The 24,085-nt window shown below is 68.7% G+C and carries 25 protein-coding genes; 20 read left to right on the plus strand and 5 right to left on the minus strand.

Annotated elements, in window-relative coordinates; genetic code table 11:
- Positions 1-23: 23 nt before the first annotated feature.
- From ACFWUU_RS20825 to ACFWUU_RS20835, 3 genes are read left to right on the plus strand one after another with little or no spacing between them, the layout of a single operon-like run.
- Entirely contained in the window at positions 24-1,130 is a 1,107-nt protein-coding gene (locus ACFWUU_RS20825) for a GuaB3 family IMP dehydrogenase-related protein (protein WP_380177343.1), read from the plus strand.
- A complete protein-coding gene (locus ACFWUU_RS20830; protein ID WP_380177344.1) occupies positions 1,127-1,846 on the plus strand; it encodes an alpha/beta fold hydrolase in 720 nt (239 codons plus the stop codon). The genes ACFWUU_RS20825 and ACFWUU_RS20830 overlap by 4 nt, the downstream gene beginning before the upstream one ends.
- Positions 1,847-1,897: 51 nt before the next feature.
- On the plus strand, positions 1,898-2,299 hold the full coding sequence (locus tag ACFWUU_RS20835; protein ID WP_380177345.1) for a hypothetical protein: 402 nt from the start codon (positions 1,898-1,900) through the stop codon (positions 2,297-2,299).
- Here the strand turns inward: ACFWUU_RS20835 and ACFWUU_RS20840 are convergent.
- Both ACFWUU_RS20840 and ACFWUU_RS20845 read right to left on the minus strand, forming a co-directional pair.
- Positions 2,296-2,862: a TIGR03086 family metal-binding protein gene (locus ACFWUU_RS20840; RefSeq protein WP_380177346.1), complete on the minus strand. Its 567-nt coding sequence runs from the start codon at positions 2,860-2,862 to the stop codon at positions 2,296-2,298. The two genes, ACFWUU_RS20835 and ACFWUU_RS20840, sit on opposite strands and share 4 nt — an antisense overlap.
- A gap of 48 nt (positions 2,863-2,910) precedes the next feature.
- The gene (locus ACFWUU_RS20845) at positions 2,911-4,359 is read right to left on the minus strand and encodes a hypothetical protein (RefSeq protein WP_380177347.1); all 1,449 of its coding nucleotides are present in this window, start codon (positions 4,357-4,359) and stop codon (positions 2,911-2,913) included.
- 92 nt (positions 4,360-4,451) lie between these two features.
- Here ACFWUU_RS20845 and ACFWUU_RS20850 point away from each other — a divergent pair, with 92 nt between their 5' ends.
- The 5 genes from ACFWUU_RS20850 (at position 4,452) to ACFWUU_RS20870 (ending at position 10,617) form a co-directional block, all read left to right on the plus strand.
- Positions 4,452-6,044: a succinic semialdehyde dehydrogenase gene (locus ACFWUU_RS20850; protein ID WP_380177348.1), complete on the plus strand. Its 1,593-nt coding sequence runs from the start codon at positions 4,452-4,454 to the stop codon at positions 6,042-6,044.
- A complete protein-coding gene (locus ACFWUU_RS20855; protein WP_380177349.1) occupies positions 6,041-7,741 on the plus strand; it encodes a GMC oxidoreductase in 1,701 nt (566 codons plus the stop codon). Before ACFWUU_RS20850 ends, ACFWUU_RS20855 begins: the two co-directional genes overlap by 4 nt.
- Positions 7,742-8,264: 523 nt before the next feature.
- Complete coding sequence (gene bioB, locus ACFWUU_RS20860) at positions 8,265-9,260, plus strand: biotin synthase BioB (protein ID WP_380177350.1); 996 nt, start codon at positions 8,265-8,267, stop codon at positions 9,258-9,260.
- Positions 9,257-9,445, plus strand: coding sequence for a hypothetical protein (locus tag ACFWUU_RS20865; RefSeq protein ID WP_380177351.1), 189 nt, complete (start codon positions 9,257-9,259; stop codon positions 9,443-9,445). Before bioB ends, ACFWUU_RS20865 begins: the two co-directional genes overlap by 4 nt.
- Positions 9,446-9,465: 20 nt before the next feature.
- A complete protein-coding gene (locus ACFWUU_RS20870) occupies positions 9,466-10,617 on the plus strand; it encodes a tRNA (adenosine(37)-N6)-dimethylallyltransferase (protein ID WP_380177352.1) in 1,152 nt (383 codons plus the stop codon).
- Between the two features lie 85 nt (positions 10,618-10,702).
- Here ACFWUU_RS20870 and ACFWUU_RS20875 read toward each other — a convergent pair whose 3' ends face one another.
- Positions 10,703-10,948 carry a hypothetical protein gene (locus ACFWUU_RS20875; protein ID WP_137258744.1) on the minus strand — a complete coding sequence of 82 codons (246 nt, stop codon included), beginning with the start codon at positions 10,946-10,948 and terminating at the stop codon, positions 10,703-10,705.
- 219 nt (positions 10,949-11,167) lie between these two features.
- On the opposite strand from ACFWUU_RS20875, the gene ACFWUU_RS20880 reads away from it, so the two are divergent.
- The 10 genes from ACFWUU_RS20880 to ACFWUU_RS20925 all read left to right on the plus strand — a co-directional run bounded on the left by ACFWUU_RS20880 (position 11,168) and on the right by ACFWUU_RS20925 (position 20,644).
- Complete coding sequence (locus tag ACFWUU_RS20880; RefSeq protein ID WP_380177353.1) at positions 11,168-11,584, plus strand: hypothetical protein; 417 nt, start codon at positions 11,168-11,170, stop codon at positions 11,582-11,584.
- Positions 11,585-11,586: 2 nt separating this feature from the next.
- Complete coding sequence (locus tag ACFWUU_RS20885; protein WP_380177354.1) at positions 11,587-12,528, plus strand: zeta toxin family protein; 942 nt, start codon at positions 11,587-11,589, stop codon at positions 12,526-12,528.
- 90 nt (positions 12,529-12,618) lie between these two features.
- The gene (gene bioA, locus ACFWUU_RS20890) at positions 12,619-13,932 is read left to right on the plus strand and encodes an adenosylmethionine--8-amino-7-oxononanoate transaminase (RefSeq protein ID WP_380177355.1); all 1,314 of its coding nucleotides are present in this window, start codon (positions 12,619-12,621) and stop codon (positions 13,930-13,932) included.
- Positions 13,932-15,053: an 8-amino-7-oxononanoate synthase gene (locus ACFWUU_RS20895; RefSeq protein ID WP_380177356.1), complete on the plus strand. Its 1,122-nt coding sequence runs from the start codon at positions 13,932-13,934 to the stop codon at positions 15,051-15,053. The genes bioA and ACFWUU_RS20895 overlap by 1 nt, the downstream gene beginning before the upstream one ends.
- Positions 15,050-15,706 carry a dethiobiotin synthase gene (bioD, locus tag ACFWUU_RS20900; protein ID WP_380177357.1) on the plus strand — a complete coding sequence of 219 codons (657 nt, stop codon included), beginning with the start codon at positions 15,050-15,052 and terminating at the stop codon, positions 15,704-15,706. The genes ACFWUU_RS20895 and bioD overlap by 4 nt, the downstream gene beginning before the upstream one ends.
- Positions 15,703-16,773 carry a hypothetical protein gene (locus ACFWUU_RS20905; protein WP_380177358.1) on the plus strand — a complete coding sequence of 357 codons (1,071 nt, stop codon included), beginning with the start codon at positions 15,703-15,705 and terminating at the stop codon, positions 16,771-16,773. Before bioD ends, ACFWUU_RS20905 begins: the two co-directional genes overlap by 4 nt.
- 19 nt (positions 16,774-16,792) lie before the next feature.
- Positions 16,793-16,990, plus strand: coding sequence for a hypothetical protein (locus tag ACFWUU_RS20910; RefSeq protein ID WP_137258750.1), 198 nt, complete (start codon positions 16,793-16,795; stop codon positions 16,988-16,990).
- Between the two features lie 9 nt (positions 16,991-16,999).
- A complete protein-coding gene (gene guaA, locus ACFWUU_RS20915) occupies positions 17,000-18,550 on the plus strand; it encodes a glutamine-hydrolyzing GMP synthase (protein ID WP_380177359.1) in 1,551 nt (516 codons plus the stop codon).
- A gap of 87 nt (positions 18,551-18,637) precedes the next feature.
- Positions 18,638-19,624, plus strand: a complete 987-nt coding sequence (locus ACFWUU_RS20920) for an ArsR/SmtB family transcription factor (RefSeq protein ID WP_380177360.1) — start codon at positions 18,638-18,640, stop codon at positions 19,622-19,624.
- Between the two features lie 57 nt (positions 19,625-19,681).
- Positions 19,682-20,644, plus strand: coding sequence for an endonuclease/exonuclease/phosphatase family protein (locus ACFWUU_RS20925; protein ID WP_380177361.1), 963 nt, complete (start codon positions 19,682-19,684; stop codon positions 20,642-20,644).
- On the opposite strand, the gene ACFWUU_RS20930 is transcribed toward ACFWUU_RS20925, so the two are convergent.
- The gene (locus ACFWUU_RS20930; protein WP_380177362.1) at positions 20,639-21,430 is read right to left on the minus strand and encodes a TetR/AcrR family transcriptional regulator; all 792 of its coding nucleotides are present in this window, start codon (positions 21,428-21,430) and stop codon (positions 20,639-20,641) included. The two genes, ACFWUU_RS20925 and ACFWUU_RS20930, sit on opposite strands and share 6 nt — an antisense overlap.
- 70 nt (positions 21,431-21,500) lie before the next feature.
- On the opposite strand from ACFWUU_RS20930, the gene ACFWUU_RS20935 reads away from it, so the two are divergent.
- The gene (locus tag ACFWUU_RS20935) at positions 21,501-22,334 is read left to right on the plus strand and encodes an SDR family oxidoreductase (protein WP_380177363.1); all 834 of its coding nucleotides are present in this window, start codon (positions 21,501-21,503) and stop codon (positions 22,332-22,334) included.
- A gap of 38 nt (positions 22,335-22,372) precedes the next feature.
- A complete protein-coding gene (locus ACFWUU_RS20940) occupies positions 22,373-23,482 on the plus strand; it encodes an Rv2578c family radical SAM protein (protein WP_380177364.1) in 1,110 nt (369 codons plus the stop codon).
- A 13-nt stretch (positions 23,483-23,495) separates the two neighbouring features.
- Here the strand turns inward: ACFWUU_RS20940 and ACFWUU_RS20945 are convergent, their stop codons facing one another.
- A complete protein-coding gene (locus ACFWUU_RS20945) occupies positions 23,496-24,062 on the minus strand; it encodes a hypothetical protein (RefSeq protein WP_380177365.1) in 567 nt (188 codons plus the stop codon).
- Between the last annotated feature and the right edge of the window lie 23 nt (positions 24,063-24,085).

Here is a 24,085-nt window from a genome sequence, read left to right on the forward strand (position 1 = left end):
GCCTGCAACCCGTTAGGAACCAGATGACCGAGATCGAGATCGGCCGCGCCAAGCGTGGGCGGCAGGCGTACGCGTTCGACGACATCGCGATCGTGCCGTCGCGCCGGACGCGGGACCCCGAGGAGGTCTCGGTCGCCTGGCAGATCGACGCGTACCGGTTCGAGCTGCCGATCCTGGCCGCGCCGATGGACTCGGTGATGTCGCCGGCCACCGCGATCGCGATCGGCAAGGCCGGCGGTCTCGGCGTACTGAACCTCGAAGGTCTCTGGACGCGGTACGAGGACCCGACCGGTCTGCTCGAGGAGATCACCAGCCTCGACCAGAAGCAGGCCACGCACCGGCTGCAGGAGATCTACTCGGCGCCGATCAAGCCCGAGCTGCTCTCCCAGCGGGTGCAGGAGATCCGCGCCTCCGGCGTGACCGTGGCCGGCGCGTTGTCGCCGCAGCGGACCAAGCAGTTCGCCAAGCACGTTGTCGACGCGGGTGTCGACCTGTTCGTCATCCGCGGTACGACGGTGTCCGCCGAGCACGTGTCCGGGCAGGCCGAGCCGCTGAACCTGAAGCAGTTCATCTACGACCTCGACGTACCGGTGATCGTCGGCGGGTGCGCGACGCACCAGGCGGCGTTGCACCTGATGCGGACCGGTGCGGCCGGCGTGCTCGTCGGCTTCGGCGGCGGCGCGGCGCACACGACGCGGAAGGTGCTCGGCGTCGCGGTGCCGATGGCGTCGGCGGTCGCTGACGTGGCGGCTGCGCGGCGCGACTACATGGACGAGTCCGGCGGTCGGTACGTGCACGTGATCGCGGACGGCTCGGTCGGGCGGTCCGGCGATGTGGCGAAGGCGGTGGCCTGCGGCGCGGACGCGGTGATGGTCGGTTCGCCGTTGGCCCGGGCGAGCGACGCGCCGGGCGGCGGGTACCACTGGGGCGCCGAGGCCTGGCATCAGGACCTGCCCCGCGGTGAGCGGGTCGAGGTCGGCGTCACCGGCACGATGGAGCAGATCCTGTTCGGCCCGTCGTGGGTCCCGGACGGCACGATGAACCTGGTCGGCGCCCTCAAGCGCGCGATGGCGACCACCGGCTACACGGAGCTCAAGGAGTTCCAGCGGGTCGAGGTCGTCGTAGGTTGAGGACCGGCATACTCCTCCTGCACGGCTCGAGTGGTGCGCCGGACGTTCAGCGTGCCCGTCTGCTCGAGGCGGAGGGGTACGACGTACTCGCGCCGCGGTGGACTGTCACGCACGAGGTGCCGCTGGAGTCGTTTCCGCTGGACGAACTCGCGGCCCGCAACGACCGGCTCGTAGTGATGGGCAGCTCGTGGGGTGCCGAGGCTGCGCTTCTGCTTGGCGCGCTCGACGATCGGGTGGACTCGGTTGTCGCGTTCGCCCCGAGCGCCTACGTCTGGGCCCGGGTCCTGGAGGACGGGAGCCAGCGGTCGGCGTGGACGTGGCAGGGCCAGCCGCTGCCGTTCGTACCGTTCGACTCTGAGTGGAAGGCGAAGGACGATCCGCCGAGCTACACCGGCTTGTACCGCCAGAGCGTGCTGCGGTTTGCCGATGCGGAGCAGGCTCGGATCCCGGTCGAGCGGATCGGCGAAGTACTGCTGATCGCCGGTGGGGACGACCGCGTGTGGCCGTCGGTGGAGTTCGCGGAGGAGATCGTCCGGCGGCGCGGTGAACGTCGTACCCGGATCGTGGTCGGGCCGGAAGCCGGGCATCGGCCGGTGCTGCCGGGGGAGGACCCGAAGTCCGCCGGTCAGCGGATGGCGCGAGGCGGCACCGAGGAGGCCGATCGCGAGCTCGGCGCGCGGGCCTGGGACGAGATCCGCAATCTGCTCGCAGGCTGAGCGAAATGCTACGAGTCCCCACAGCTTGAAGGGTTCTGGAAGGATTGCCGCATGGGACTTTTCAGCCGACGGAGCAGCCAGGACACGGACAATGTTGCCCTCGCTGCAGCGCGGGGCCAACTGTCTCCCGATGACGTGGACCAGGTCCGCTTCCTGATCACCACGAAGAAGGCAGTGCTCGCGGTCAAGCTGATCCGCGACCGCACCGGACTGGACCTGAAGCAGTCCAAGGAACTGGTCGACGACATCCGCCTCGGCCGCTACGTGCCGCCCACCACCGGTACGCCGCTGGTCCGCCGACCCGGCACGAACCTGGCCGAACGCACCCGCGCCCTCAAGGCTGCCGGTGAGCTCCACCAGGCCACCGCCCTGGTCGTCTCCGAGACCGGCATGACCGAGATGGAAGCCGGCCTCTTCGTCGGTGCCCTCCGCGCCGACGCCCAGGACATCTAACCCGCCGGGCTCCAGTGCGGGTCCCGGCCGAAGGCGGCGAGGAGCTGGTCGGCCGGGTCGGTGAAGCCTTCGAGGCGGGGGCCGATCATGCCGACCTTGCGGTACATGTCCTCGCGTTCTGCGAACCATGAAGCGACGTCGGCGACCAGGTCGGGCTTGAGGCGAGGCTGCGCGCCGATCGCGACCGCCAGGTCCCAGCCGTGGATCAGGTGGTCGGCCGCGAGTTGGCGCAGGTACTCGTCGGGGTCCTCGTCGCCGTACGACAGATGCACCTTGTCGACGGTCCTGGCCGCCGCGGCGGTCGCCTCGCGGGCCGCGGCCGCCGCAGTACCTGCCGGATCGTCCCCGAGCAGGTCACCGTCGAAGGCGTCGCCGACCTCCGCGATCGTCCTGCCCTCCATCAGCGGTACGGTCCAGCGCTCCTCGCCGACCACGTGGTTGACCAGCGTCCGGACGTCCCAGTCCGAGCACGGCGTCGGCTCCGCCCACTGGTTCTCTGCGACCTCTGCGGCCAGCTCCGCGAAGTCCGTGACAGTGCGGTTGTGCAGCTCTATGACATCCATCGCCCGCACCCCCTCCCAGCGTCAGCGTCCGCCCGGCCGGGCTGGACGTCAACCGCCGAGCTGGAGTTGCTGTGCGGCCTCGTGCGCGTGGTGCGACGCGGTCAGGTCGCCCGCGGCGGCAAGCAGGTCGCCGTGGTGCCGGTAGCAGGACCCGGCCAGGTCCTTCATCGTCTCGTTGTCGTCGGCGAACGGGATCAGCGCGGTCGCGACCTCCGCACACCAGCCGCCCAGGTCGAGCGCCATCTCGGTCCGGCCGGCCTGGTAGTACGCCTCGGACACGTCCAGCAGGAGCTGCGCCCAGATCGGCACGTACGTGCTGGTCTCGTACCGCATCCGGTGCGACTCCCGCTCCGACGAGATCGCGAACAGGTAGTGCGCCTCCAGCCCCAGCGTCAGCGCGGCGTCCGCGTCCTGCGTCAGCAGCGGACGCACCAGCTCCGCCAGCTCGGTGGCACGTACGGCGGCCGACTCCGGGTCCGTCCGGCCCGACACGGTCGCCAGCGTCATCCCGGGCGCGGGCTCGCTCAACGCCAGCAGCCGGTGGTATTGCTCGTACGGTCCCAGCTTGATCTCCGCGTTCTCCAGCGCCGCGACCAGCGTCAGCGGCAGCCCACGGTCCAGCTCCTCGACCACGCGGACCGCCGTCTCGCCATCGGTGTCGTACGCCGTCCGCAGGCACGCTTCGCCCTCGAGCCGGCCGATGATGCCGAGATGCTTCCCCTTCCGGACGAGTGCCGCGACGAGCGTGCGCATGTCGGTCGTCGAGTCCGAGTCGGCGAGCGTGTCGGCTGTGGTCAGCCCGATCTCGTCGGCCTCGAGCGCCAGGTCCAGTCGTCCCTCGGCAGCGTGTACGTCGGCCGACACGGCGGTCGCCGTACACAGGTAGCGCGCGTACGACAATGACTGCGGGCTCTCGTTGATCTGATCCGCGAGTTGCAGGAACAGCTGGGTCGCCGCGTCTGCGGATGCGACCGCCAGCGCGGGGTCGCCGTACCGGCGCAGGATCAGGGCGTTCATCGCGAGCACCCGGGCGAAGTCGGGCTGGTGCTTCAGCCCGTCAGCGCCGCCGACCAGCTGGCCGTACGCGATCACCGCGCCGTCCATCTCCAGTACTGCGGTGGCGCCGTGACCGCGGTGGGCCTGCGTCATCGCGCGCCGGGCGCGGATGTCGGCGAGGAAGCTGGTCGCATCCAGTACGCCGGCATCCTGCAGCTCGGTGTAGCCGAGTTGGGCCTCGTGCAGCGCGACCAGGGCCTCCTCGTGCCGGCCCGATGCGTTCAGCGAGCCGGCCAGCTCGTACTGGGTCGCGGCCATCAGATGCTTGGCCTCGTAGTGGTTCGGAGACCCTTCGGCCCGCTCCCTGGCCAGCTCGATGACCCGCTGCTGGTACGGCCCGGCCTCGTCGGCCCGGCCTTCTTCGATCAGCACCTGGGCTGTCTGCAGCGCTTCGCCGAGCTCGTCCTCAGGGGGCGTCCAGAGCCCCCCGCTGTCCACCATCTTGACGTTCCACCCCTTCGCAGGCTTCAGCCGCTCAGCTTAATGGGGATCTGATACTGACACTGTCGATTACCGGCAGGTAGCCTAGGCAGATGAGCGAGCAGACGTCGATTCCCGCGGATCCGGAGCTCGATCCGACCGCGTCGTACGCGACCGATCAGTCGGTCATCCGCCGGTTGTCGGGGCTGCTGCGGGCGACGGCAGGTACGAGGACGTCGTACGCGCCCGCCACCGGGCAGCCGATCGCGGATCTGCCGGTGTCGAGCGAGGACGACGTGGTCGCGGCGGTCCGGCTGGCCCGGAAGACGCAGCAGAGCTGGCGACGGGTGCCGCTCGCCGAGCGCGCCGCGATCCTGCTGCGGTACCACGACCTGGTCCTCGACCACCGGCACGAGCTGGTCGACCTGATCATCCGCGAGTCCGGCAAGGCGCGGAAGCAGGCCTTCGAGGAGCTCGCGCACGTCGCGCTGACGGCCCGGTACTACGGCCGCAAGGCACAGGAACTGCTCGAGCCGCAGCGCAAGCTCGGCATCTTCCCGGTGCTGACCCGCGCCGAGGAGCGGTTCGTGCCGAAGGGTGTCGTCGGCATCATCTCGCCGTGGAACTACCCGCTGACGATGGCGATCAGCGACGGGCTGCCGGCGATCCTGGCCGGCAACACGGTCGTGCACAAACCGGACAGTCAGACCCCGCTGACCGCGCTCCGCGGGATCGAACTGCTGTACGAGGCCGGCCTGCCGCGGGAGGCGTGGCTCGCGGTGAACGGTGACGGCCCGACCGTCGGCGGTGCCCTGATCCAGAACGCCGACTACATCTGCTTCACCGGCTCGACCAGGACAGGCCGGCTGGTCGCGAAGCAATGCGGCGAGCGGCTGATCGGCTGCAGCCTCGAGCTCGGCGGCAAGAACCCGATGCTCGTACTGCGTGACGCCGACATCCACCGTGCCGCCGAAGGCGCCGTCCGCGCGTGCTTCGCGAACGCGGGCCAGCTGTGTGTCTCGATGGAGCGGCTGTACGTCGCCGACCAGGTGTACGACGCCTTCGTCACGGCCTTCGTCGACCGGGTGAAGAAGCTCCGCCTCTCGGCCGGCAGCGGCTGGGACGTCGACATGGGCTCGCTGATCTCGAAGGCGCAGCTGGAGACCGTCACCCGGCACGTCGAGGACGCGCGTTCTCAGGGCGCCACTGTGCTCGCCGGCGGGAAGCCGCGACCGGATATCGGGCCGCTGTTCTACGAGCCGACTGTGCTGTCCGGCGTGACTCCCGCGATGGAGTGCTTCGACAACGAGACCTTCGGGCCGGTCGTCTCGATCTACCGGTTCTCCGACGAGTCCGAGGCGATCCAGCGCGCGAACGAAGGCGAGTACGGCCTGAACGCGAGCGTCTGGACCCGCGACGGCCGCCGTGGTCGTGCGGTCGCCGCGCAGCTGATGGCCGGCACGGTCAACGTCAACGAGGGGTACGGCGCGACGTTCGGCTCGATCGACACCCCGATGGGCGGCATGCGGTCGTCCGGCCTCGGCCGCCGCCAGGGCGTCGAAGGCATCCGCCGGTACGTCGAACCGCAGGCGATCGCCACCCAACGACTGATCCCGATCGCAGCCTCGCACGGCCTGTCCGACGAGAAGTTCGCCGAGCTGATGACCGGCGCGCTGCGCGTGCTGAAGAAGATCGGCCGCCCGTGAGTTTCGACTACGACGTCGTCATCGTCGGGTCCGGCTTCGGTGGGTCGGTGTCGGCGCTGCGGCTGACCGAGAAGGGCTACCGGGTCGCCGTACTCGAAGCCGGTGCGCGGTTCGAGGACACTACGTTCGCGAAGAACTCGTGGGACACCAAGCGGTTTCTGTTCGCGCCGAAGCTCGGCATGTACGGCATCCAGCGGATCAGCGCGCTGCGCGACGTGATCATCCTGTCCGGCGCCGGTGTCGGCGGCGGCAGCCTCGTCTACGCGAACACGCTGTACGAACCACTGCCCGCGTTCTACTCCGACCGCCAGTGGGCGCACATCACCGACTGGAAGTCCGAGCTCGCGCCGTACTACGACCAGGCGAAGCGGATGCTCGGCGTCACGACGTACCCGGGCTTCACGCCGGCGGACAAGGTGATGAAGCAGGTCGCGGACGATCTGGGCGTGGGGGACACGTTCCACCCGACACCGGTCGGCGTGTTCTTCGGTGAGGCGGGTGTCGAGGTCGACGACCCGTACTTCGGCGGTGCGGGCCCGCGTCGTACCGGCTGCATCGACTGCGGCGAGTGCATGACCGGCTGCCGGCACAACGCGAAGAACACGCTGACGAAGAACTATCTGTACCTGGCCGAGAAGTCCGGCGCGGAGGTCTACTCGCTGACCACCGTGACCTCGGTCGAGCCGCTGGCCGGCGGCGGGTACGCCGTGGACACCCGCCGTACCTCCAACAAGAAGCTCACCCGGCGCTTCACCGCGCAGCAAGTGATCTTCGCCGCGTCGGCTCTCGGTACGGCGAAGCTGCTGCACCGGCTCCGCGACGAGGGCAAGCTTCCTCAGCTGTCCGACCGGCTGGGTGTGCTGACCCGGACCAACTCGGAGTCCCTCCTCGGCGCGATCTCGAAGGACCGCGACGTCGACTACAGCCGCGGGGTCGCGATCACGTCGTCGTTCCACCCGGACGACATCACCCACATCGAGCCGGTCCGGTACGGCAAGGGCAGCAACGTGATGTCGCTGCTGCAGACCGTGCTGACCGACGGCGACGGGGACAAGCCGCGCTGGCGGACCTGGCTGCGGGAGCTCGGCGTACAGCGGAAGAACATCCGCAAGCTGTACGACCTGAAGCACTGGTCCGAGCGGACCGTGATCGCGCTGGTGATGCAGACCGCGGACAACTCGATCACGACGTACGGCAAGCGGGACCGGCTCGGCCGCTGGCGGCTGACGTCCAAGCAGGGCCACGGCGCCCCGAACCCGTCCTGGATCCCGGTTGCGAACCAGGTGGTCCGGCGGATGGCGAAGCTGATGAACGGTACGCCGGGCGGCACGATCGGCGAGCCGTTCAACGTGCCGATGACCGCGCACTTCATCGGCGGCTGCGCGATCGGCGACTCGGCCGAGACCGGCGTGGTCGACCCGTACCACCGGGTCTACGGGTACGACGGTCTGCACATCGTCGACGGCTCGACGATCTCCGCGAACCTCGGCGTGAACCCGTCGCTGACGATCACCGCCCAGGCCGAGCGCGCGCTGTCGTTCTGGCCGAACAAGGGCGGCGACGACCCGCGGCCGGCGATCGGTACGGCGTACCAGCGGGTGCAACCGGTGAAGCCGTCGAACCCGGTCGTTCCGGCCGACGCACCCGGTGCGCTCCGGCTCCCGATCTTCCCGAAACAGTCCGTGACGAAGCCGTAACAAAACCGCGAGGAATACCTCAAAGGCAAATGAAAAAACCTCAGCAGTAACTTTGCTGAGGTTTTGGAAAAGCTGCAGAAAAGGGAGCAGGTCCCTCGGGAACGTTTCCGCCCAAATCGTTTCCCGAGGGACCCACTCAAGCCGGGGTGAGGCGCCCGGCGCTTTGGGATCGGGTCACCAACCATGGCTGGCGACCCGAGCTCTTGGTTACTACCTTACATCCGATTCCCAGCGCTTCGAGGCCTTGTGACCACTCTGCGTGCTGATCGTAATGATCAGCTTTTGTTGCTCCTGGTAATCAGGTGGCGGTCTTCCTTGCGGTAACCGCCTTCGTACACATCAACGAGCCCATCTACGGGGGGTTACGAGGTTCCGCAGAAATATCCAGATTCTTTTTCCGGGGAGTGCGGAGAGTGGTCGTGAGGCACTTCGGTTCGAGGTGTTGCACGTGACGCCCGCCGCAGAACCGGCGTACCCGTCTGACCTACTCTGAGCCGACCGTTCTGATGAGGCAGGAGAAGGTATGAGCGACATCCTGGACGTGGCACGTGAGCAGGTTCTGGGGCAGGGCACGGGGCTGAGCCAGGAGCAGTTGGTCGAGGTTCTCAACGTTCCCGACGACCGGCTGCCCGAACTGCTCGCGCTCGCGCACGACGTCCGGGTGAAGTGGTGCGGCGAGGAGGTCGAGGTCGAGGGGATCATCTCGCTCAAGACCGGCGGCTGCCCCGAGGACTGCCACTTCTGCTCCCAGTCCGGTCAGTTCACCTCGCCGGTCCGGTCGGTCTGGCTGAACATCCCCGAGCTGGTCGAGGCCGCCAAGGAGACCGCGAAGACCGGCGCGACCGAGTTCTGCATCGTCGCCGCGGTGCGCGGACCGGACCAGCGGCTGATGAGCCAGGTGAAGGCCGGCATCGAGGCGATCAACGCCGAGGTCGACATCAACATCGCCTGCTCGCTCGGCATGCTCACCCAGGAGCAGGTCGACGAGCTGAAGTCGTGGGGCGTGCACCGGTACAACCACAACCTCGAGTCGGCCCGCTCGTACTTCGGCGACGTCGTCACCACGCACTCGTTCGAGGAGCGCTGGGAGACCTGCCTGATGATCCGCGACTCGGGCATGGAGCTGTGCTGCGGTGGCCTGGTCGGGATGGGCGAGACGCTCGAGCAGCGTGCCGAGCTGGCCGCCCAGCTGGCCGAGCTCGACCCGCACGAGGTGCCGCTGAACTTCCTCAACCCACGGCCCGGTACGCCGTTCGGTGACATGGAGGTGATGGACGGCAAGGACGCGCTGCGGACCATCGCCGCGTTCCGGCTGGCGATGCCGCGCACGGTCCTGCGGTACGCCGGTGGCCGCGAGCTGACGCTCGGCGACCTGGGCACGCGGGACGGCCTCCTCGGCGGGATCAACGCCGTGATCGTCGGCAACTACCTGACCACCCTGGGCCGCCCGGCGACCGCCGACCTCGATCTGCTCACCGAGCTGAAGATGCCGGTGAAAGAGCTGCAGAAGACGTTGTGACCGAGGTGTACTGCGGCCGCTGCGGCCTGGAACTGACCGCCGGTGGTCACGACGACTGCGGCCGGGCGCTCGCACTGGAGCCGCCGAGGTACTGCGCCGAGTGCCGGCGCCGGATGGTCGTCCAGGTCCACCCGATGGGCTGGTCGGCGCGCTGCTCGGTCCACGGTGAACTGACCTCGGGCTGAGCCCGGCTAGGCTGGTGGGCATGCCCGACGCCGTCCCTCGCCTGCTGGTCGCTCTGTACGGGCCGACCTCGGCCGGCAAGACCGCGGTGTCGGTCGACCTGTGTCTGCGGATCCAGGACGAGCTCGGGCTGCCGACGATGGTCGTCTCCGCCGACTCGCGGCAGGTCTACCGGTACATGGACATCGGCACCAGCAAGACCACGCCCGAAGAGATGCGCGGCATCCCGCACACGATGATCGACGTCACCGAGCCGGTGCGGAAGCTCGAGCTGGAGACGTTCGTCTCGCAGGCGCGCGGGCACATGGAGGAGACCTGGTCGTCCGGCGGTGTGCCGGTGATCGTCGGCGGTACGAGCGTCTACGTCCGCTCGCTGCTGGAGGGCTGGGAGGTGGATGCGGTCGCCGAGGCGCGGAACGCGATCCGCCGCGACTTCCCGCGCAGCATGGCCGAGGACGCGTACGCCGTACTCACCCGGCTCGACCCGAAGGGCGCCGGGAAGATTCACGAGAACAACTACGACGCGATCGTCAACGCACTGGCACGGGCCATGGGCAACGATCCGGAACGGGCCGTCGCGCCGGCTACCCGGCAGGTCGTCTTGTCGGTCGATCGGTCCGCGAGCGAGATCGATGAGCGGGTTGCGGCGACGTACGACCGTCAGGTCGAGCTCGGACTGCGCGACGAGGTGCTCGGGTTGGACGAGCGGTACGACGTGATGTCGCAGTACCGGCGGTTGGGGCAGAAGTCGCCCAACCAGGTCGTCCACACGCACGGGTACACCGAGTGGTTCGACGTGGCGCTCGATCGGGGTAAGGCGGTCGAGAACCTGAACGAGGCGGATCGCGACGAGGTCCGGAGCCGGGTCGTCGAGCGCATCCAGACCCACACCCGCCGGCAGCGCGCGGCCATCCCCAAACTGACCGGCGTCCGCCCGGCCCGCAATGCCAACGACGCCTTCAACGCGGTCAAGTCGGCGCTCGAGGCCCCGGCCGCACGGTCTACGGCAAGCAAGCCCGGCGGCTCCGGTAAGTCGGGTGCCGCGCGCCGCGGCTCCGGCGCCTCGGGCGACACCGCCGGCAAATCCGGCAGCGGTGGCAAGCATGGCGGTGGTCGGTCGGGTCGCGGCGGCCAGGCCGGACGGCCCTCCAACCGCGGCTCGCGTCGCCGCTGACAACAGCAAGCCGGGGCGGATCGCACCGCGATTGCCCCGGCCACCGCGACCGTCCTTGCCGGACGGCCCGCAGCATCAGCCGCTGTTAGCGGCCGTTGCCCTTCTTCTTCTCGGCTTTCTTGGCTGCGGCTGCAGCCCGGCCGTTGGCGGTGTTCGGGTTGAGCTTCACCCGGCCGGCCTTGTGCGCCTTCCGGCCACCCTGGTCCTTCTGGCGCCGGGTCTGGCCTTCCTGGTGCGTCTGCTCGGTGGACGGACGCGCTCCCGAGGTGTGCTCGGCCTCGTTCTTCTTCTTGCCGTTGCTGTTGTTGTTGTTTGACCTACCGAAAGCCATGACTGTCCCATCCGTGCGAGCCGCGCCCACCGCGGCTTTCCGATGCTTGAGGTTGCGTTCAAGCTGACGTGGTTTGCGAAGAAGCAGACGCTGCGATCGGGTAGCCGGTTCCCTTCCCGTCGCAGCGTTGGAAACATAACTGCGCCAGGGGTTCATCTGTCGTTCAGCGCGGTGTGCTCCGGTGCCCGCGTGACCCGGACGATCAGCTAAAGTCCACGTGTGGTTAACGTCGCCGCCGTCAACGTGCTCACCGAGCTCGGTACGGCGAGGTGGTCGGCACCGGATGCGATGGCGTTCGAGATCGCGCAAGAGGGTGTGCGGCAGGCGATCGGCTTCTATGCCAGGCCGATCACGGCCGAGGACGTCGCTGCCGATCCCGAGGTCGCGACGAGCCGGCGGACCGAACAGCAGGCCTGGGCGGCGCGCGGGCTGGAGCTCACCCCGCTGGACACGCGAGCGATCAAGCGGATCCGCAAAGAGGCTGACGACCTGCTCATCATCGACGACGAAGACGAAGACGATGATGACGACGTTGATGACGAAGCCGACGAAGCCGACGACGAGGGTGCGGACGACGACCTCGTCGACGAGGACGAGAGTGACGAAGACGAGGACGACGACGGGACACTGGAGTAGTCGTGACGAGTCTGTGGGGGACCGGGTCGGCGGCGGCTGACCGGGAGTTGCTGGATGCGGGGGAGAGTGCGCGGATCTTCCGCGACCTGATCGTGCCCGACCAGCTCGCCGGGAGCCGGCAGGAGCAGCCGGTGGTGGTGCTCGTCGGCGGTCAGCCGGGTGACGGCAAGGCCACGATCACGGCGCTGGTCGCCGCGATCCTGCGCCACCGCGGTCGTCCGATCGTCCTCAACCCGGCTGCCTACGAGCCGTACCACCCACGCTTCTACCAGCCGATCACCGACGTACCGCCGACTCCGAGCGCGGACGTCGAGGCCGATGGGCGGCGTTGGTACGCGATGGCCGAGGCGCACGTGCTCGAGCAGCGGTACGACGCGATCGTCGAGACCGAGCTCCTCGACCCGGACGCGTTCGCCGACTCGGCCCAGCGCTTCAACGCCGCCGGGTATCAGGTCGAGGTCGCGATCCTCGCAGTACCTGAGGCCCTCAGCCGACTCGGCGTCCTCGAGCGTCACCTGCGCGGCCTGGAGGCGTACGGGTTCGCCCGGCTCGCGCCGCAAAGCGTCCACGACGCCGGGTACGCCGGTGTACTGCGTGCCGCCGAGCTGATCGACGCGGGCGAGTGGGCCGATCGGATCGCCGTACTGCGTCCGGACGGGCAGCTGCTGTACGGCAACCAGCGCACCGCCGACGGGCAGTGGCAGCGGCCGGTGCGGACCGCCGAGGCGATCACGTACGAGCGGGACCGGCCGTGGACCGTGGTGGAGTCGCGGAACTTCCTGGAGACCGCCTCGCAGGTCGCCCGGATCGGGCTGGCGGCGCCGGTGCAGTGGATTCGCGACGAGTCGGTCGAAGGCGGAAAGACGGTGACCGCGATGGCGCGGTCGCGGTTGCATCCGGATGCGGTGACGTTGCATATCGCAACGGCCGGCACGCAGCAGTAGGAGACGTCGCCCACATCCTGGCCACCCGCGACGCCGCCGACGGCGCCCAGCGATTACCGTGGTGGGTCCTCAGGACGGAGGCGGGAGACGGTGTCACAGTCGGTCAATGGACTGCTACAGCAGGATTCGGCGCTGCTCTGGCATCCGTACTCGTCGCTCACCGAGCCGTCGCCGGTCAGGCTGGTCCGCGGCGCGTCCGGCGTGCGCCTGCAGTTGGATGACGGCGCAGGCGGGACGGTCGAGGCGATCGACGCGATGGCCTCGTGGTGGTGCATGATCCACGGCTACCGGAACCCGGTGCTCGACGCCGCGGTGAAGAGCCAGGTCGACGACTTCAGCCACGTGATGTTCGGCGGGCTCACCCACGAACCGGCGATCCGGCTGGCGGAGCGGCTGGTCGAGATCACGCCCGCGCCGCTGCGGCATGTGTTCTTCTGTGACTCGGGATCGGTCTCGGTCGAGGTCGCGATCAAGCTCGCCCTGCAGTACCAGGTTGCCCGCGGCAACAACGGCCGGACCCGGATGCTGACCGTCCGCGGCGGCTACCACGGCGACACCTTCGCCCCGATGAGCGTCTGCGACCCGGTCAACGGCATGCATTCGCTCTTCACCGGCGCGCTGAAGGAACAAGTCTTCGGCCCACAGCCACCCGCCGGTTTCGACCGCCCTGCCGACGATCCTGAGCTGCAGGCCTGGGCCGAGTCCGTCGCCGCGCTTGCCGAGCAGCATTCGGACGAGATCGCCGCGATCATCGTCGAACCGATCCTCCAAGGTGCCGGCGGCATGTACCCGTACAGCCCCGCCTGCCTGCGAGTACTCCGTGAGCTGGCAGACCGCCACGGCTTCCTCCTCATCCTCGACGAGATCGCCACCGGCTTCGGCCGCACCGGCACGCTCTTCGCCTCCGAACACGCCTCCGTCGAGCCCGACATCCTCTGCGTCGGCAAGGCCCTGACCGGCGGCTACCTCACCCTCGCAGCAATGTTGTGTACGACGGATGTCGCGCAGACCGTCTCGGACGGCCCGGGTGGTGCCTTGATGCACGGCCCGACTTTCATGGCGAACCCGCTCGCCTGCACAGTCGCGCTGGCCTCGATCGATCTACTGCTGTCCCAGGACTGGGCTGCGCGGGTGGGCGCGATTTCTGCTGGGCTGTCGTCCGGCCTGGCTGCGGCGCGCGAGTTGCCCGCGGTGAAGGACGTGCGGGTGCTCGGCGCGGTCGGCGTCGTACAACTCGGTGGGCCGGTGGATCTGCCGCGGATGACTGATGCGGCCTTGCGGCGTGGGGTGTGGGTGCGGCCGTTCCGCGACCTCGTCTACACGATGCCGCCGTACGTCTGCGCCGACGAGGAGATCGCGATCATCGCGGCGGGGATCACCGGCGCGATCGAGGAGGCCGGCTGATGCTCGAGGACTGGCTCGCCCCGAAGGCGGCCGCGTTGGAGGCGCGGGGTCTCACCCGGCGACTGCGTGCGCGCGGCGCGGACGACGATCTGATCGACCTTGCAGGCAACGACTATCTCGGTCTCGCCCGCGACACGCGCGTGGTGACGACTGCCGCCGACGCGGTGCGCACCTGGGGCACGGGTGCGACGGCGTCGCGGCTTGTGACTGGTACGACGACCTTGCACGAGGAGCTCGAGTCCGCGCTGGCCGCCTATGTGGGGCAGGAGTCCGCGCTCGCGTTCTCGTCCGGGTACCTGGCCAACCTGGGCGTGGTCACCGCTCTTGGCGGGCCGGGGACTCTGCTCGTGTCGGACGAGCACATCCATGCGTCGCTGGTGGACGCGTGCCGCCTGTCCCGGTCCCGCGTCGAGATCGTCCCGCACAACGACTTGGAAGCCGTCGAGAAGGTACTTGCCGAGCGCAACGAACCGCACGCGGTGGTGATGACCGAGTCGGTGTTCTCCGTCCTCAGTGACGAGGCGCCGCTGACCGAGTTGGCAGCCATTGCCGCTGCTCGTGGGGCTGTGTTGATGGTCGACGAGGCACACGGCCTGGGCGTCACCGGAGCAGGGCGTGGGTCGGTCCACGCCGCCGGGCTCGAAGGTCTGGATCATGTCGTGGTCACGATGACGCTCTCGAAGTCGCTGGCCTCCCAGGGCGGCGTCGTCCTCGGGCCGCGGGTTCTGCGCGAGCACCTGATCAACCGCTCGCGCCCGTTCATCTACGACACCGGCCTGAACCCGGCCGCCTGCGCAGCCGCGCTGGCAGCGCTCGGCGTACTCGAGGCCGAGCCGGATCGTCCCGCTGCGGTTCACGCGGCGGCGGCTCGGCTGGCGGCGGCGTGCGACGTACCGCCGTCGTCGGGAGCGGTCGTGTCGGTCCCGATGCCCGGCCCGCAGCAGGCGGTCGAGGCAGCGGAGGTGTGCCGGCGCAACGGCGTACTCGTCGGCAGCTTCCGGCCGCCGTCTGTGCCTGATGGAGTCTCCCGGCTCCGTCTGACCGCCCACGCAGGTCTGTCCAGCGACGATCTCGACCGTGCGTGTGCGGTGATCGTCGACGCGATCGGGCAGGTCCCATGATCATCCTCGTCACCGGCACCGACACCGAGGTCGGCAAGACCATCACCACCGCCGCCTTGGCTGTCCGGGCCGTCGGGACGGTCGCTGTCGTCAAGCCGGCGCAGACCGGGGTCGGGCCGGACGAGCCGGGGGACCTCGACGACGTACACCGGCTGACCGGTCTGACCAAGCTGCACGAGGGCGTCCGCCTGCGCGATCCGTTGGCGCCGACCACGGCCGCGCGACGGCAGGGCGTCACGTTGCCGCCGGTCGCCGCCCACGCCAAGGCGATCGACCAGCTGACCCTGACGAACGACACCGTGCTGGTGGAGGGCGCCGGCGGCATCCTGGTCGGGTTGGATGCTGAGGGCAACAACCTTGCGGACCTCGCCGGGCAACTGACGACACCGTTCGGTTTCGTGGTGGTGGCCCGGGCCGGCCTGGGGACGCTCAACCACGCCGGGCTGACCGTCGAGGCGCTGCGATCGCGAGGCCTGCCGATCGAAGGGCTCGTGATCGGCTCGTGGCCGGAGCAGCCGGACCTCGCCGAGGAGTGCAACCTGGCGGACCTGCCCGCGGTGACCGGAGTGCCGGTGATTGGCCGGATCCCCGCCGGCGCGGGGTCGCTCGACCAGGAAGCCTTCAAGGCCGCGGTCCCGAGCTGGTTCGAGTGAGCGGTTGTCCGGCTCGGTACGACGAGGCGCTGGGCTACTGGGTTGTCGACGATCCGGCGTTGGCGCGTGACATGTTGCTGGATCCGGAGACGTTCCGGCCGGACAACGCCGTACTCGCGCATACTCCGCTGTCGGTGAAGGCGTTGCGGGTGCTGTCGGGGGTCGGGTTCGCACTGCCGCCGACGCTGGCGAACAACGCGGGCGAGTCTCATCGGCCGATCCGGGCTGCTGTTGCCCGGTTCTTCAGTCCGGCGCGGGTGGCTGCTGTCGAGCCGCTTGCGCGTGAGCTGACGTCTGCGCGGGTCGAGGCGGCGTCGGTGCGTCTCGCGGCCGGGGAACAGGTGGACCTCGTGCAGGCGATCGCCGCGGAGCCGCCGGCGCTCGTGCTGCTGCACTTGCTCGGTGTCGCGGACGTCGACGTACCTGCGTTGAAGGCATGGAGCCTGGACTCGCTCGAGCTGTTCTGGGGCCGGCCGGACGAGGACCGGCAGCTGGAGCTGGCTCACAGTGCGGCCGAGTTCTACGCCTGGTTGCGCACGCGGACCACGGCTGCCCGGAGGACGCCCGGCGACGATCTGTTCGGCACGCTGGTCGGGCTTGGCCTGACCGACGAAGAGATCTGCGCCGTCGGCTACTTCCTGCTGATAGCCGGCCAGGAAACCACCACCCAACTGATCTCCACCGCCTTCCACCGGTCCGTTGGTGAGCTGATCGAACCGGCTGGAATTGTGGAGGTAGTGCTCCGGGAGGCTTCATCCGTGCCGACCTGGCGGCGGGTCGCTGCTCGGCCGACTGTGATTGGAGAGGCGGAGGTGCCGGCGGGGGCGCCGGTTCTGCTTGGGCTGAGCGGGCATGGTGGGCCGGCTGATCTGGCCTTCGGGATCGGCGTCCACCGGTGTCTCGGCGCCGGGCTGGCTCGGATGGAGGCGCGGGTGGCGGTGGAGTGTGCTCGGGAACTGCTGGCCGGTGTGCGGCTGGTGGAAGAGCCGCCGATGATCGACCTGCTCTCGTTCCGCGCGCCGAAGCGTCTCCCGGTTGTAACGGACGGTAACACCGGGGACAACTGACGCCGCTAGCGTCGCGCTCGTGAGTTCATCCTCCCGGTGCCGCGTGCGGCTGTGGTTCGGTCCGCACCAGATCTCCGACTACATCGGCGACCAGGCCGCCGCCACCCGCTACGAGGCAGCGATGCGACGCCGCTTCCCGGGCCTGGAGATCACCAGCGACCCGCTGCCGGTGACCGCCCGGCCTGCGGATTACAGCCCTGCTGACCTGCACCGATAGGCTTTGCGGGTGGCAGAGCATGAGTTGGTCCTGGTTGTCGACTTCGGAGCGCAGTACGCGCAGTTGATCGCGCGCCGCGTGCGCGAGGCGAAGGTGTACTCCGAGATCGTGCCGCACTCGATGCCGGTCGAGGAGATGCTGGCACGCGAGCCGAAGGCGATCATCCTGTCCGGCGGCCCGCAGTCGGTGTACGCCGAGGGTGCGCCGCGGGTCGAGACCGGGCTGTTCGAGGCCGGCGTACCGGCGTTCGGGATCTGCTACGGCTTCCAGGCGATGGCGCAGACGCTCGGCGGCGACGTACGCCGGACCGGCCTGCGCGAGTTCGGCCGTACTCCGGTCACCGTCAGCGAGCCGGGCACGCTCCTCGCGGACATCCCCGAGGACCTGAACGTGTGGATGTCGCACGGCGACGCCGTACACGCGCCGCCGGCCGGGTTCGCCGTACTGGCCGCGTCCGAGGGTGCGCCGGTGGCGGCGTTCGAGGATCTGGACCGCCGGCTCGCCGGCGTGCAGTGGCACCCGGAGGTCCTGCACTCGCAGGCCGGGCAGGCTGTGCTGGAGCACTTCCTCTACCAGATCGCCGGCTGTAAGGGCGACTGGACGACCACTAACGTCGTCGACGAGCAGGTCGAGCTGATCCGCCAGCAGGTCGGCGACAAGCAGGTGCTGTGCGCGCTGTCCGGCGGCGTCGACTCCGCGGTCGCGGCGGCCCTGGTCCACAAGGCGATCGGCGACCAGCTGACCTGTGTGTACGTCGACCACGGTCTGCAGCGGGCCGGTGAGTCCGAGCAGATCGAGAAGGACTTCGTCGCCGCGATCGGGATCCGGCTCGAGGCGATCGACGCCGAGGAGCAGTTCCTGACCGCGCTCGCCGGGGTGACCGATCCCGAGCAGAAGCGGAAGATCGTCGGCCGGGAGTTCATCCGGACGTTCGAGGCGACCGCGCGCAAGGTGGACGCCGAGCGGCACATCGAGTTCCTGGTCCAGGGCACGCTCTACCCGGACGTGGTCGAGTCTGGCGGCGGCACCGGCGCGGCGAACATCAAGTCGCACCACAACGTCGGCGGTCTGCCCGACGACCTGCAGTTCAGCCTGATCGAGCCGCTGCGGACGCTGTTCAAGGACGAGGTCCGCGAGCTCGGCCTGGCGCTCGGCCTGCCGGAGACCATGGTCTACCGGCACCCGTTCCCGGGCCCCGGCCTGAGCATCCGGATCATCGGCGAGGTCACCCGTGAGCGGCTCGACATCCTCCGCGCCGCCGACCTGATCGCCCGCACCGAGCTGACCGCGGCCGGCCTCGACCGCGACATCTGGCAGTTCCCGGTGGTCCTGCTGGCCGACGTGCGGTCGGTCGGCGTCCAGGGCGACGGCCGCACGTACGGGCATCCCGTCGTACTGCGTCCGGTCACCAGCGAGGACGCGATGACCGCCGACTGGGCCCGCCTGCCGTACGACGTGATCGAGCGCATCTCGACCCGCATCACCAACGAGGTCGACGAGATCAACCGGGTGACCCTCGACGTCACGAGCAAGCCCCCGGGCACGATCGAGTGGGAGTAGTTCGTCACAGCGGGTGAACCCTTCGGCTGTTACTGTCGAAGGGTCGCCTACTGACCACGGTGGGTGACTTCCTCGGGGGAGGGGGTCGTGGTGTTCCGCATTCATTTCGAATGCACGGACCTGGCCAGGACGACCATCGCGCAGCGGCCGGATCCGTTGTGGGAGGTCCTGCTGGGGCTTCATATTCTGCAAGGGGACGAGGAGCCGGAGCTCTTCGGCGCTTGGCGGGAGCGGGCGCGGTCCCGCTTGAGTGCGCTCGAGCAGGAGCTGCTCGCGTTGACGCCGCCGGTCGGGTACTCGCCGGATTTCCTCACGCCGCGGGCGGCGGGGGACGGACTCGATGCCGGGTTGACCGCGGTCGCGGCGACACCAGCTGTTCAGTTGCGGTCGGAGTTGCGGCGGTTGTCGGACAGCGTCCGGCTGCCGGCCTGGACCCGCCGGCTCGCGACCGGCGACACGAAGGTGATGACACGGCTCGTGCACGGCCTGCGTTCGTTCCACCGGACCAAGATCGCGCCGCAGATGCCGATGATCGCGACCACGATCCAGCCGGCCGTTGCGCGGCACAACGACACCGTGGCCAGCAACGGCTTCGAGTCGCTGATCCCGGAGCTGCATCAGTCACTGCGCTGGGAGGCGCCGGTGCTCTCGGTGGACACGCCGCACATCGACCGCGACCTGTATCTGGAAGGCCGGGGGCTGCGGTTGGTGCCGTCGTTCTTCTGCTGGAAGTACCCGATGATGCTGCTCGACCCGACGCTGCCACCCGTGCTCGTTTACCCGGTGCGCCACGACCCTGGTGCGCCAGCGGTCGTCGTACGGCGTCCGGACCGCGATCGCGCTGTTGCCGATCTGCTGGGGAAGACGAGAGCGCTTGTGCTGAAGGGCATCTCGATCGGTGCGTGTTCGACCAGCGAGTTGGCGGCGCGCGTCGGGATCTCGATGGCGTCGGCCAGCGAACACGCCCGGATCCTGCACGACACCGGCCTCGTTACGACGCACCGAATCGGCAGCTCCGTCCGGCACAGTCTCAATCCGGTCGGCGCCGATGTTTTGTCGGGTATCCGCACCTGAAAGTTCGTTTGGAGTTCGTGACGGCGGCGTACCTTTCCGTTAGGGGAGGTGGGGGACATGGCTCTCACGGTGGGCACGTTCAACCTGAACAACCTGTTCGACCGGTGGAACTTCGAGGGTGCGGTCGACGTGCTGGCGAACGGGACCGGCTCGGTGCCGGCGACGTACACGTTCGACGACGAGCACCGGCGGCGGTTGCAGCTCGACGGGAACGGCAAGCTGCTGACGGCGAAGAAGCCCGAGGACACCAACCGGGTGGCCGAGCGGCTGCTCGCTCCGGACGTCGACGTCTGGATCGTGCAGGAGGTCGAGAACGTCGACGTACTGCGGGAGTTCAATCGCGACCACCTGAACGGCGCCTACCGGCACGTGATGGTGATCGACGGCAACGACTCGACGCGGTTCATCGACATCGGGCTGCTGTCGCGCCGGCCGATCGGCGGGGTGACGAGCTATCAGCGGACGTTCCATCCCGACGTACCGGATCGGCCGATCTTCTCGCGCGATCTGGTCGAGGCGGAGATCCTGGACGACCGCGGCCGGCGGATCCTGACCGTGTTCGGCACGCACTTGAAGTCGAAGTACGTCGATTTCAAGGCGCCGGACCAGGCTGCGGCCGAGGCGGCGGCGCAGCTGTTGCGGACGCAGCAGGCCGAGACGATCGTGCGGATCATGGCGTCGCGGATGAGCACGCGGCAGCGGTATCTGTTGTGTGGCGACATGAACGACACCCCGGACTCGCCCGCGCTGGTCGCCTACGAGAAGGCCGGGCTGGTCAGCGCGTTGACGGCGCCGACCGAGGTCGGGACTGTGCAGACGACGGTGGAGTTGCCGGCGAGCCCGGCATGGACGTCGACGTTCAAGGAGTCAGGGCAGCCGCGGACGTTCGATCTGATCGACCAGATCTGGATGTCGCCGGCGCTGGCGCCGCGGTTGACCGGTTCGTTCATCGGTCGTCGTCGCAAGCTGGCGCGGGATGGGACGGATCATGATCCCGCCTGGATTTCCCTTGATCTATAGGGATTTCATGGCTTCGATGCCGTCGAGCAGGCGGTCGAGGCCGTAGCGGTACGAGTCGGCTGCGGTGGACTCGTAGCCGTTCGCGTGCCAGATCGCGGTCATCGTCGGATGCCTGTCGACGTCGAAGTACGTCTCCCACAGGTCGTTCCGCTCGTACCACCAGGCGTCGTTGGTCTGCCCCGTGGCGCGCTCGACGAGTCGACTCTCGGCCTCGAGGTGAGCCGCGGAGTCGACGTACGTCGTGATCGCGAGCGCGGCCGTGTTCGTCTCGGTCGCGCTGAGGCCGAGGCCCATCACCGCGGACAGCAGGTACTCGCGGCCGGCCAGCATGCCCGGGCCGACCGGCGGGCGGATCGTCGAGACCTGCGACATCCAGAGGTGCTGCTGGAACATCGCGCGGGTCTGCTGCGAGTAGATCTCCACCTGCTCGCGCCAGTCGTCGGGGCGTGATGCACCTGGGCCAGGGAGCTCGCGTTCGACGAGCACCTGGTCGACCATCAGGTCCAGCAACTCGTCCTTCGACGGCACGTATGTGTAGAGCGTCATCGTGCCGACGCCGAGCTCTTTGGCGAGCCCACCCATCGACGCCGCCGCGAGCCCTTGCTCGTCCGCCAGCCGGATGCCTGCCTGCACGACATCGTCCACGTTGAGCGACGGTCGCCGGCCCGCGCCGCGCTGCCTGACGGGCTCGTTCGGTCCTGGCTCGGCCGCTGGGCGGCGGTGGTTTCGCCACAGCAACGCCAGCGTCTTGTCTGGCTGACCCTGACCGCTCCGGCGCTCGCTCACGGCGATAACGATAGGCGGTGGTTTGAATTCTCGTATACCCTACGAGAATTGTCGGCGAGAGGGGAGTGGCATGAGGATCTTGGTGACAGGGGCGACCGGGAGCGTGGGGCGGTTGCTCGTGGACGAGTTGGTGTCGGCGGGTGCGGAAGTCAGGGCGCTGACCAACAACCCGGCCCGGGCGGCGTTGCCGGACGAGGTGGAGATCGCTCGCGGGTATCTCGGCACGCCCTCGACGCTTCCGGCTGCGTTGGCCGGCATCGACACGGTCTACCTCGCGCCGCTTCCGGCGTACGTCGACGACTTCGTCCGCTGCGCCCAGCACGCCGGCGTACGGCGGGTCGTCGTACTGTCCGGGGAGCCGGCCGAGTATGAGGCGCAGGGGGATCCGTCGGCGTGGCACTACTACCGGATCGAGCGCGCGATCGAGGCGGGCGGCTTCGACTGGACGTTCCTGCGGCCGGGACAGTTCATGAACAACACGCTCGGCTGGGCACCGTCGATCAAGGCCGAGAGCGTCGTACGAGCGCCGTACCCCGCGGCCGTGCAGACGCCGATCGACCTCGGGGATATCGCCGCGGTGGCGCGAGTGGTGCTGCTGTCGGAACGCTTCAATGGCCAGAAGATCATGATGAGCGGACCGGAGGCGCTTACGCCGCCGGAGGAAGTCGAACAGATTGCGGAGGCGATCGGCCGCGAGGTGCGCTTCATCGAGCAGACGCCGCAGGAATACCTCGACGAACTCGCGCCGGCGATCGGGTTGGAGACCGCGCAGTGGTTGCTCGACGGCTTCGGCATGATGGCGGAGTGGCCGATGAAGCCCGAGCCCGCGGTGCCCGAGCTCACCGGCCGGCCCGCGCTGACGTACCGCGAATGGGCACTCGCCAACGCCGACGCCTTCCGCTGACTTGCTTGGAAGCTCGAACATGTGTTCGACTATATGGCATGAGATGGGCCGGCCAGCAAATCGACGTCGAGACTCCGGGGACGCTGCCGGGGCTCGGGTTGATCGCGGGGCTGGTTCGGTCGGTGACGACGCCGGAGTTCCAGGGGATCACGTTCCATGAGGTGGTTGCGCGGTCCGCACTGAATTCGGTGCCTGGCACAGGGCTGCCATTCAACTGGACGGTCAATCCGTACCGCGGGTGCACGCACGCCTGCAGGTATTGCTTCGCCCGGCCGACCCACAAGTACCTGGAGCTCGACACCGGCCAGGACTTCGACCGCCAGATCGTCGTGAAGACCAACGTTTCCGACGTACTGCGACGTGAGCTGGCCCGCCCGTCCTGGAACCACGAGCAAGTTGCCCTGGGCACCAATACTGATCCCTACCAGCGTGCTGAGGGTCGCTACCGCCTGATGCCTGGGATCATCGAGGCCCTCGCCGCGTCCGGCACACCCCTGTCGGTGTTGACCAAGGGCACCTTGCTCCGGCGAGACCTGGGGCTGTTGTCTGCAGCGGCCGGCGAAGTGCGGGTCGGCATCGGCATCTCATTGGCGTTAGGCGACGAAGAGCTACGCCGCCGCCTCGAGCCCGGCGTACCGTCGGTTCGCGGGCGCCTGGACCTCATCCGCGCCATCCGCGAGGCAGGGCTCCCGTGCGGCGTCATGGTCGCGCCCGTCCTTCCGTGGCTCACCGACTCCGCCGAGCACCTGGACCACCTCTTCGCCCAACTCGCCGAAGCTGGAGCGACGGGCGTGACCACGCTCACCCTCCACCTACGTCCCGGCGTCAAAGACTGGTTCATGAGCTGGCTCGCCCACGACCACCCCGACCTGGTCTCCCGCTACGAATCCCTCTACGCCCACGGCTCCTACGCCAGCCCCAGCTACCGCAAGGCCTTTGAAGACAAAGCCCGCCCCCTTCTCGACAAACACGGCTTCGGCCGAGGCTCCTCCCACCGCGCCAAACCCATCAATGGCATGAATCCCACTGGCGTCGTCGACGGCGCAGAATCCGGCTGGGGCGACCCCGACCCCACCACCGCCCGCTTCCGCCCCCCACCCCGCCGCCAGCCACGGCCTGAAGTCGCGGATCAACAGCCTCTCTTCTGACGCCGGCTGCCGCTCATCGCTGAGGTGTTGGTGGAGCGATCGTCAGATTCGCACTCAGCGTCTGTGCGTAACGCCTGCCACGTTGCTGGTAGATGAACCTGACGCCATCGGACTTGAGCGGCCGCTGGCTGGTGGTGACCCGCAGACGCAAGTAGACGATCTTGTCATCCGGCAACGTCTGTCCCGGGAGGAGCGTGAAGCCCTCGACCGCCGTTGACGGCTTCGTCGACGGATCATCGTTGGCTGAGCCACCGCTGCTGTCCCACGACATCGGAATGCCGGCGATGAACGCCTCTTTGTCGAAGAGACTGGCTCCGACAAAGCTCAGACCGTCGGGCAAGGTTCCGGGCTCGACGTCCTTCAGCGTCAACTTCTCCGACGACTGATTGGTGATGGCCGGCGCGAAGTACCAGACGTCATCGTTGATCCGCGCGGTGGGAATGCCGATCTCGTACGAACCGTCCGCCTTCCCGAAAGCATCGCCCTTGTTGACGCGGTCCAGATCGTCAGACCCGCGAAGCGCAAGGCCGACCCCCACGCAGACCACCACCACGACGATGGCGACAGCTCTCCTTCTCACCGGTCGCCCCTCCTCGCCACCTG

Source organism: Kribbella sp. NPDC058693 (assembly GCF_042715335.1).
GTDB lineage: Bacteria > Actinomycetota > Actinomycetes > Propionibacteriales > Kribbellaceae > Kribbella > Kribbella jiaozuonensis.

Coding starts and splice junctions, on each gene's coding strand:
- ACFWUU_RS20825 (WP_380177343.1), top strand. CDS start 24: ATGACCGAGATCGAGATCGGCCGCGCCAAGCGTGGGCGGCAGGCGTAC.
- ACFWUU_RS20835 (WP_380177345.1), top strand. CDS start 1,898: ATGGGACTTTTCAGCCGACGGAGCAGCCAGGACACGGACAATGTTGCC.
- ACFWUU_RS20840 (WP_380177346.1), bottom strand. CDS start 2,862: ATGGATGTCATAGAGCTGCACAACCGCACTGTCACGGACTTCGCGGAG.
- ACFWUU_RS20845 (WP_380177347.1), bottom strand. CDS start 4,359: ATGGTGGACAGCGGGGGGCTCTGGACGCCCCCTGAGGACGAGCTCGGC.
- ACFWUU_RS20850 (WP_380177348.1), top strand. CDS start 4,452: ATGAGCGAGCAGACGTCGATTCCCGCGGATCCGGAGCTCGATCCGACC.
- bioB (WP_380177350.1), top strand. CDS start 8,265: ATGAGCGACATCCTGGACGTGGCACGTGAGCAGGTTCTGGGGCAGGGC.
- ACFWUU_RS20870 (WP_380177352.1), top strand. CDS start 9,466: ATGCCCGACGCCGTCCCTCGCCTGCTGGTCGCTCTGTACGGGCCGACC.
- ACFWUU_RS20875 (WP_137258744.1), bottom strand. CDS start 10,948: ATGGCTTTCGGTAGGTCAAACAACAACAACAGCAACGGCAAGAAGAAG.
- ACFWUU_RS20895 (WP_380177356.1), top strand. CDS start 13,932: ATGCTCGAGGACTGGCTCGCCCCGAAGGCGGCCGCGTTGGAGGCGCGG.
- bioD (WP_380177357.1), top strand. CDS start 15,050: ATGATCATCCTCGTCACCGGCACCGACACCGAGGTCGGCAAGACCATC.
- ACFWUU_RS20925 (WP_380177361.1), top strand. CDS start 19,682: ATGGCTCTCACGGTGGGCACGTTCAACCTGAACAACCTGTTCGACCGG.
- ACFWUU_RS20935 (WP_380177363.1), top strand. CDS start 21,501: ATGAGGATCTTGGTGACAGGGGCGACCGGGAGCGTGGGGCGGTTGCTC.
- ACFWUU_RS20940 (WP_380177364.1), top strand. CDS start 22,373: ATGAGATGGGCCGGCCAGCAAATCGACGTCGAGACTCCGGGGACGCTG.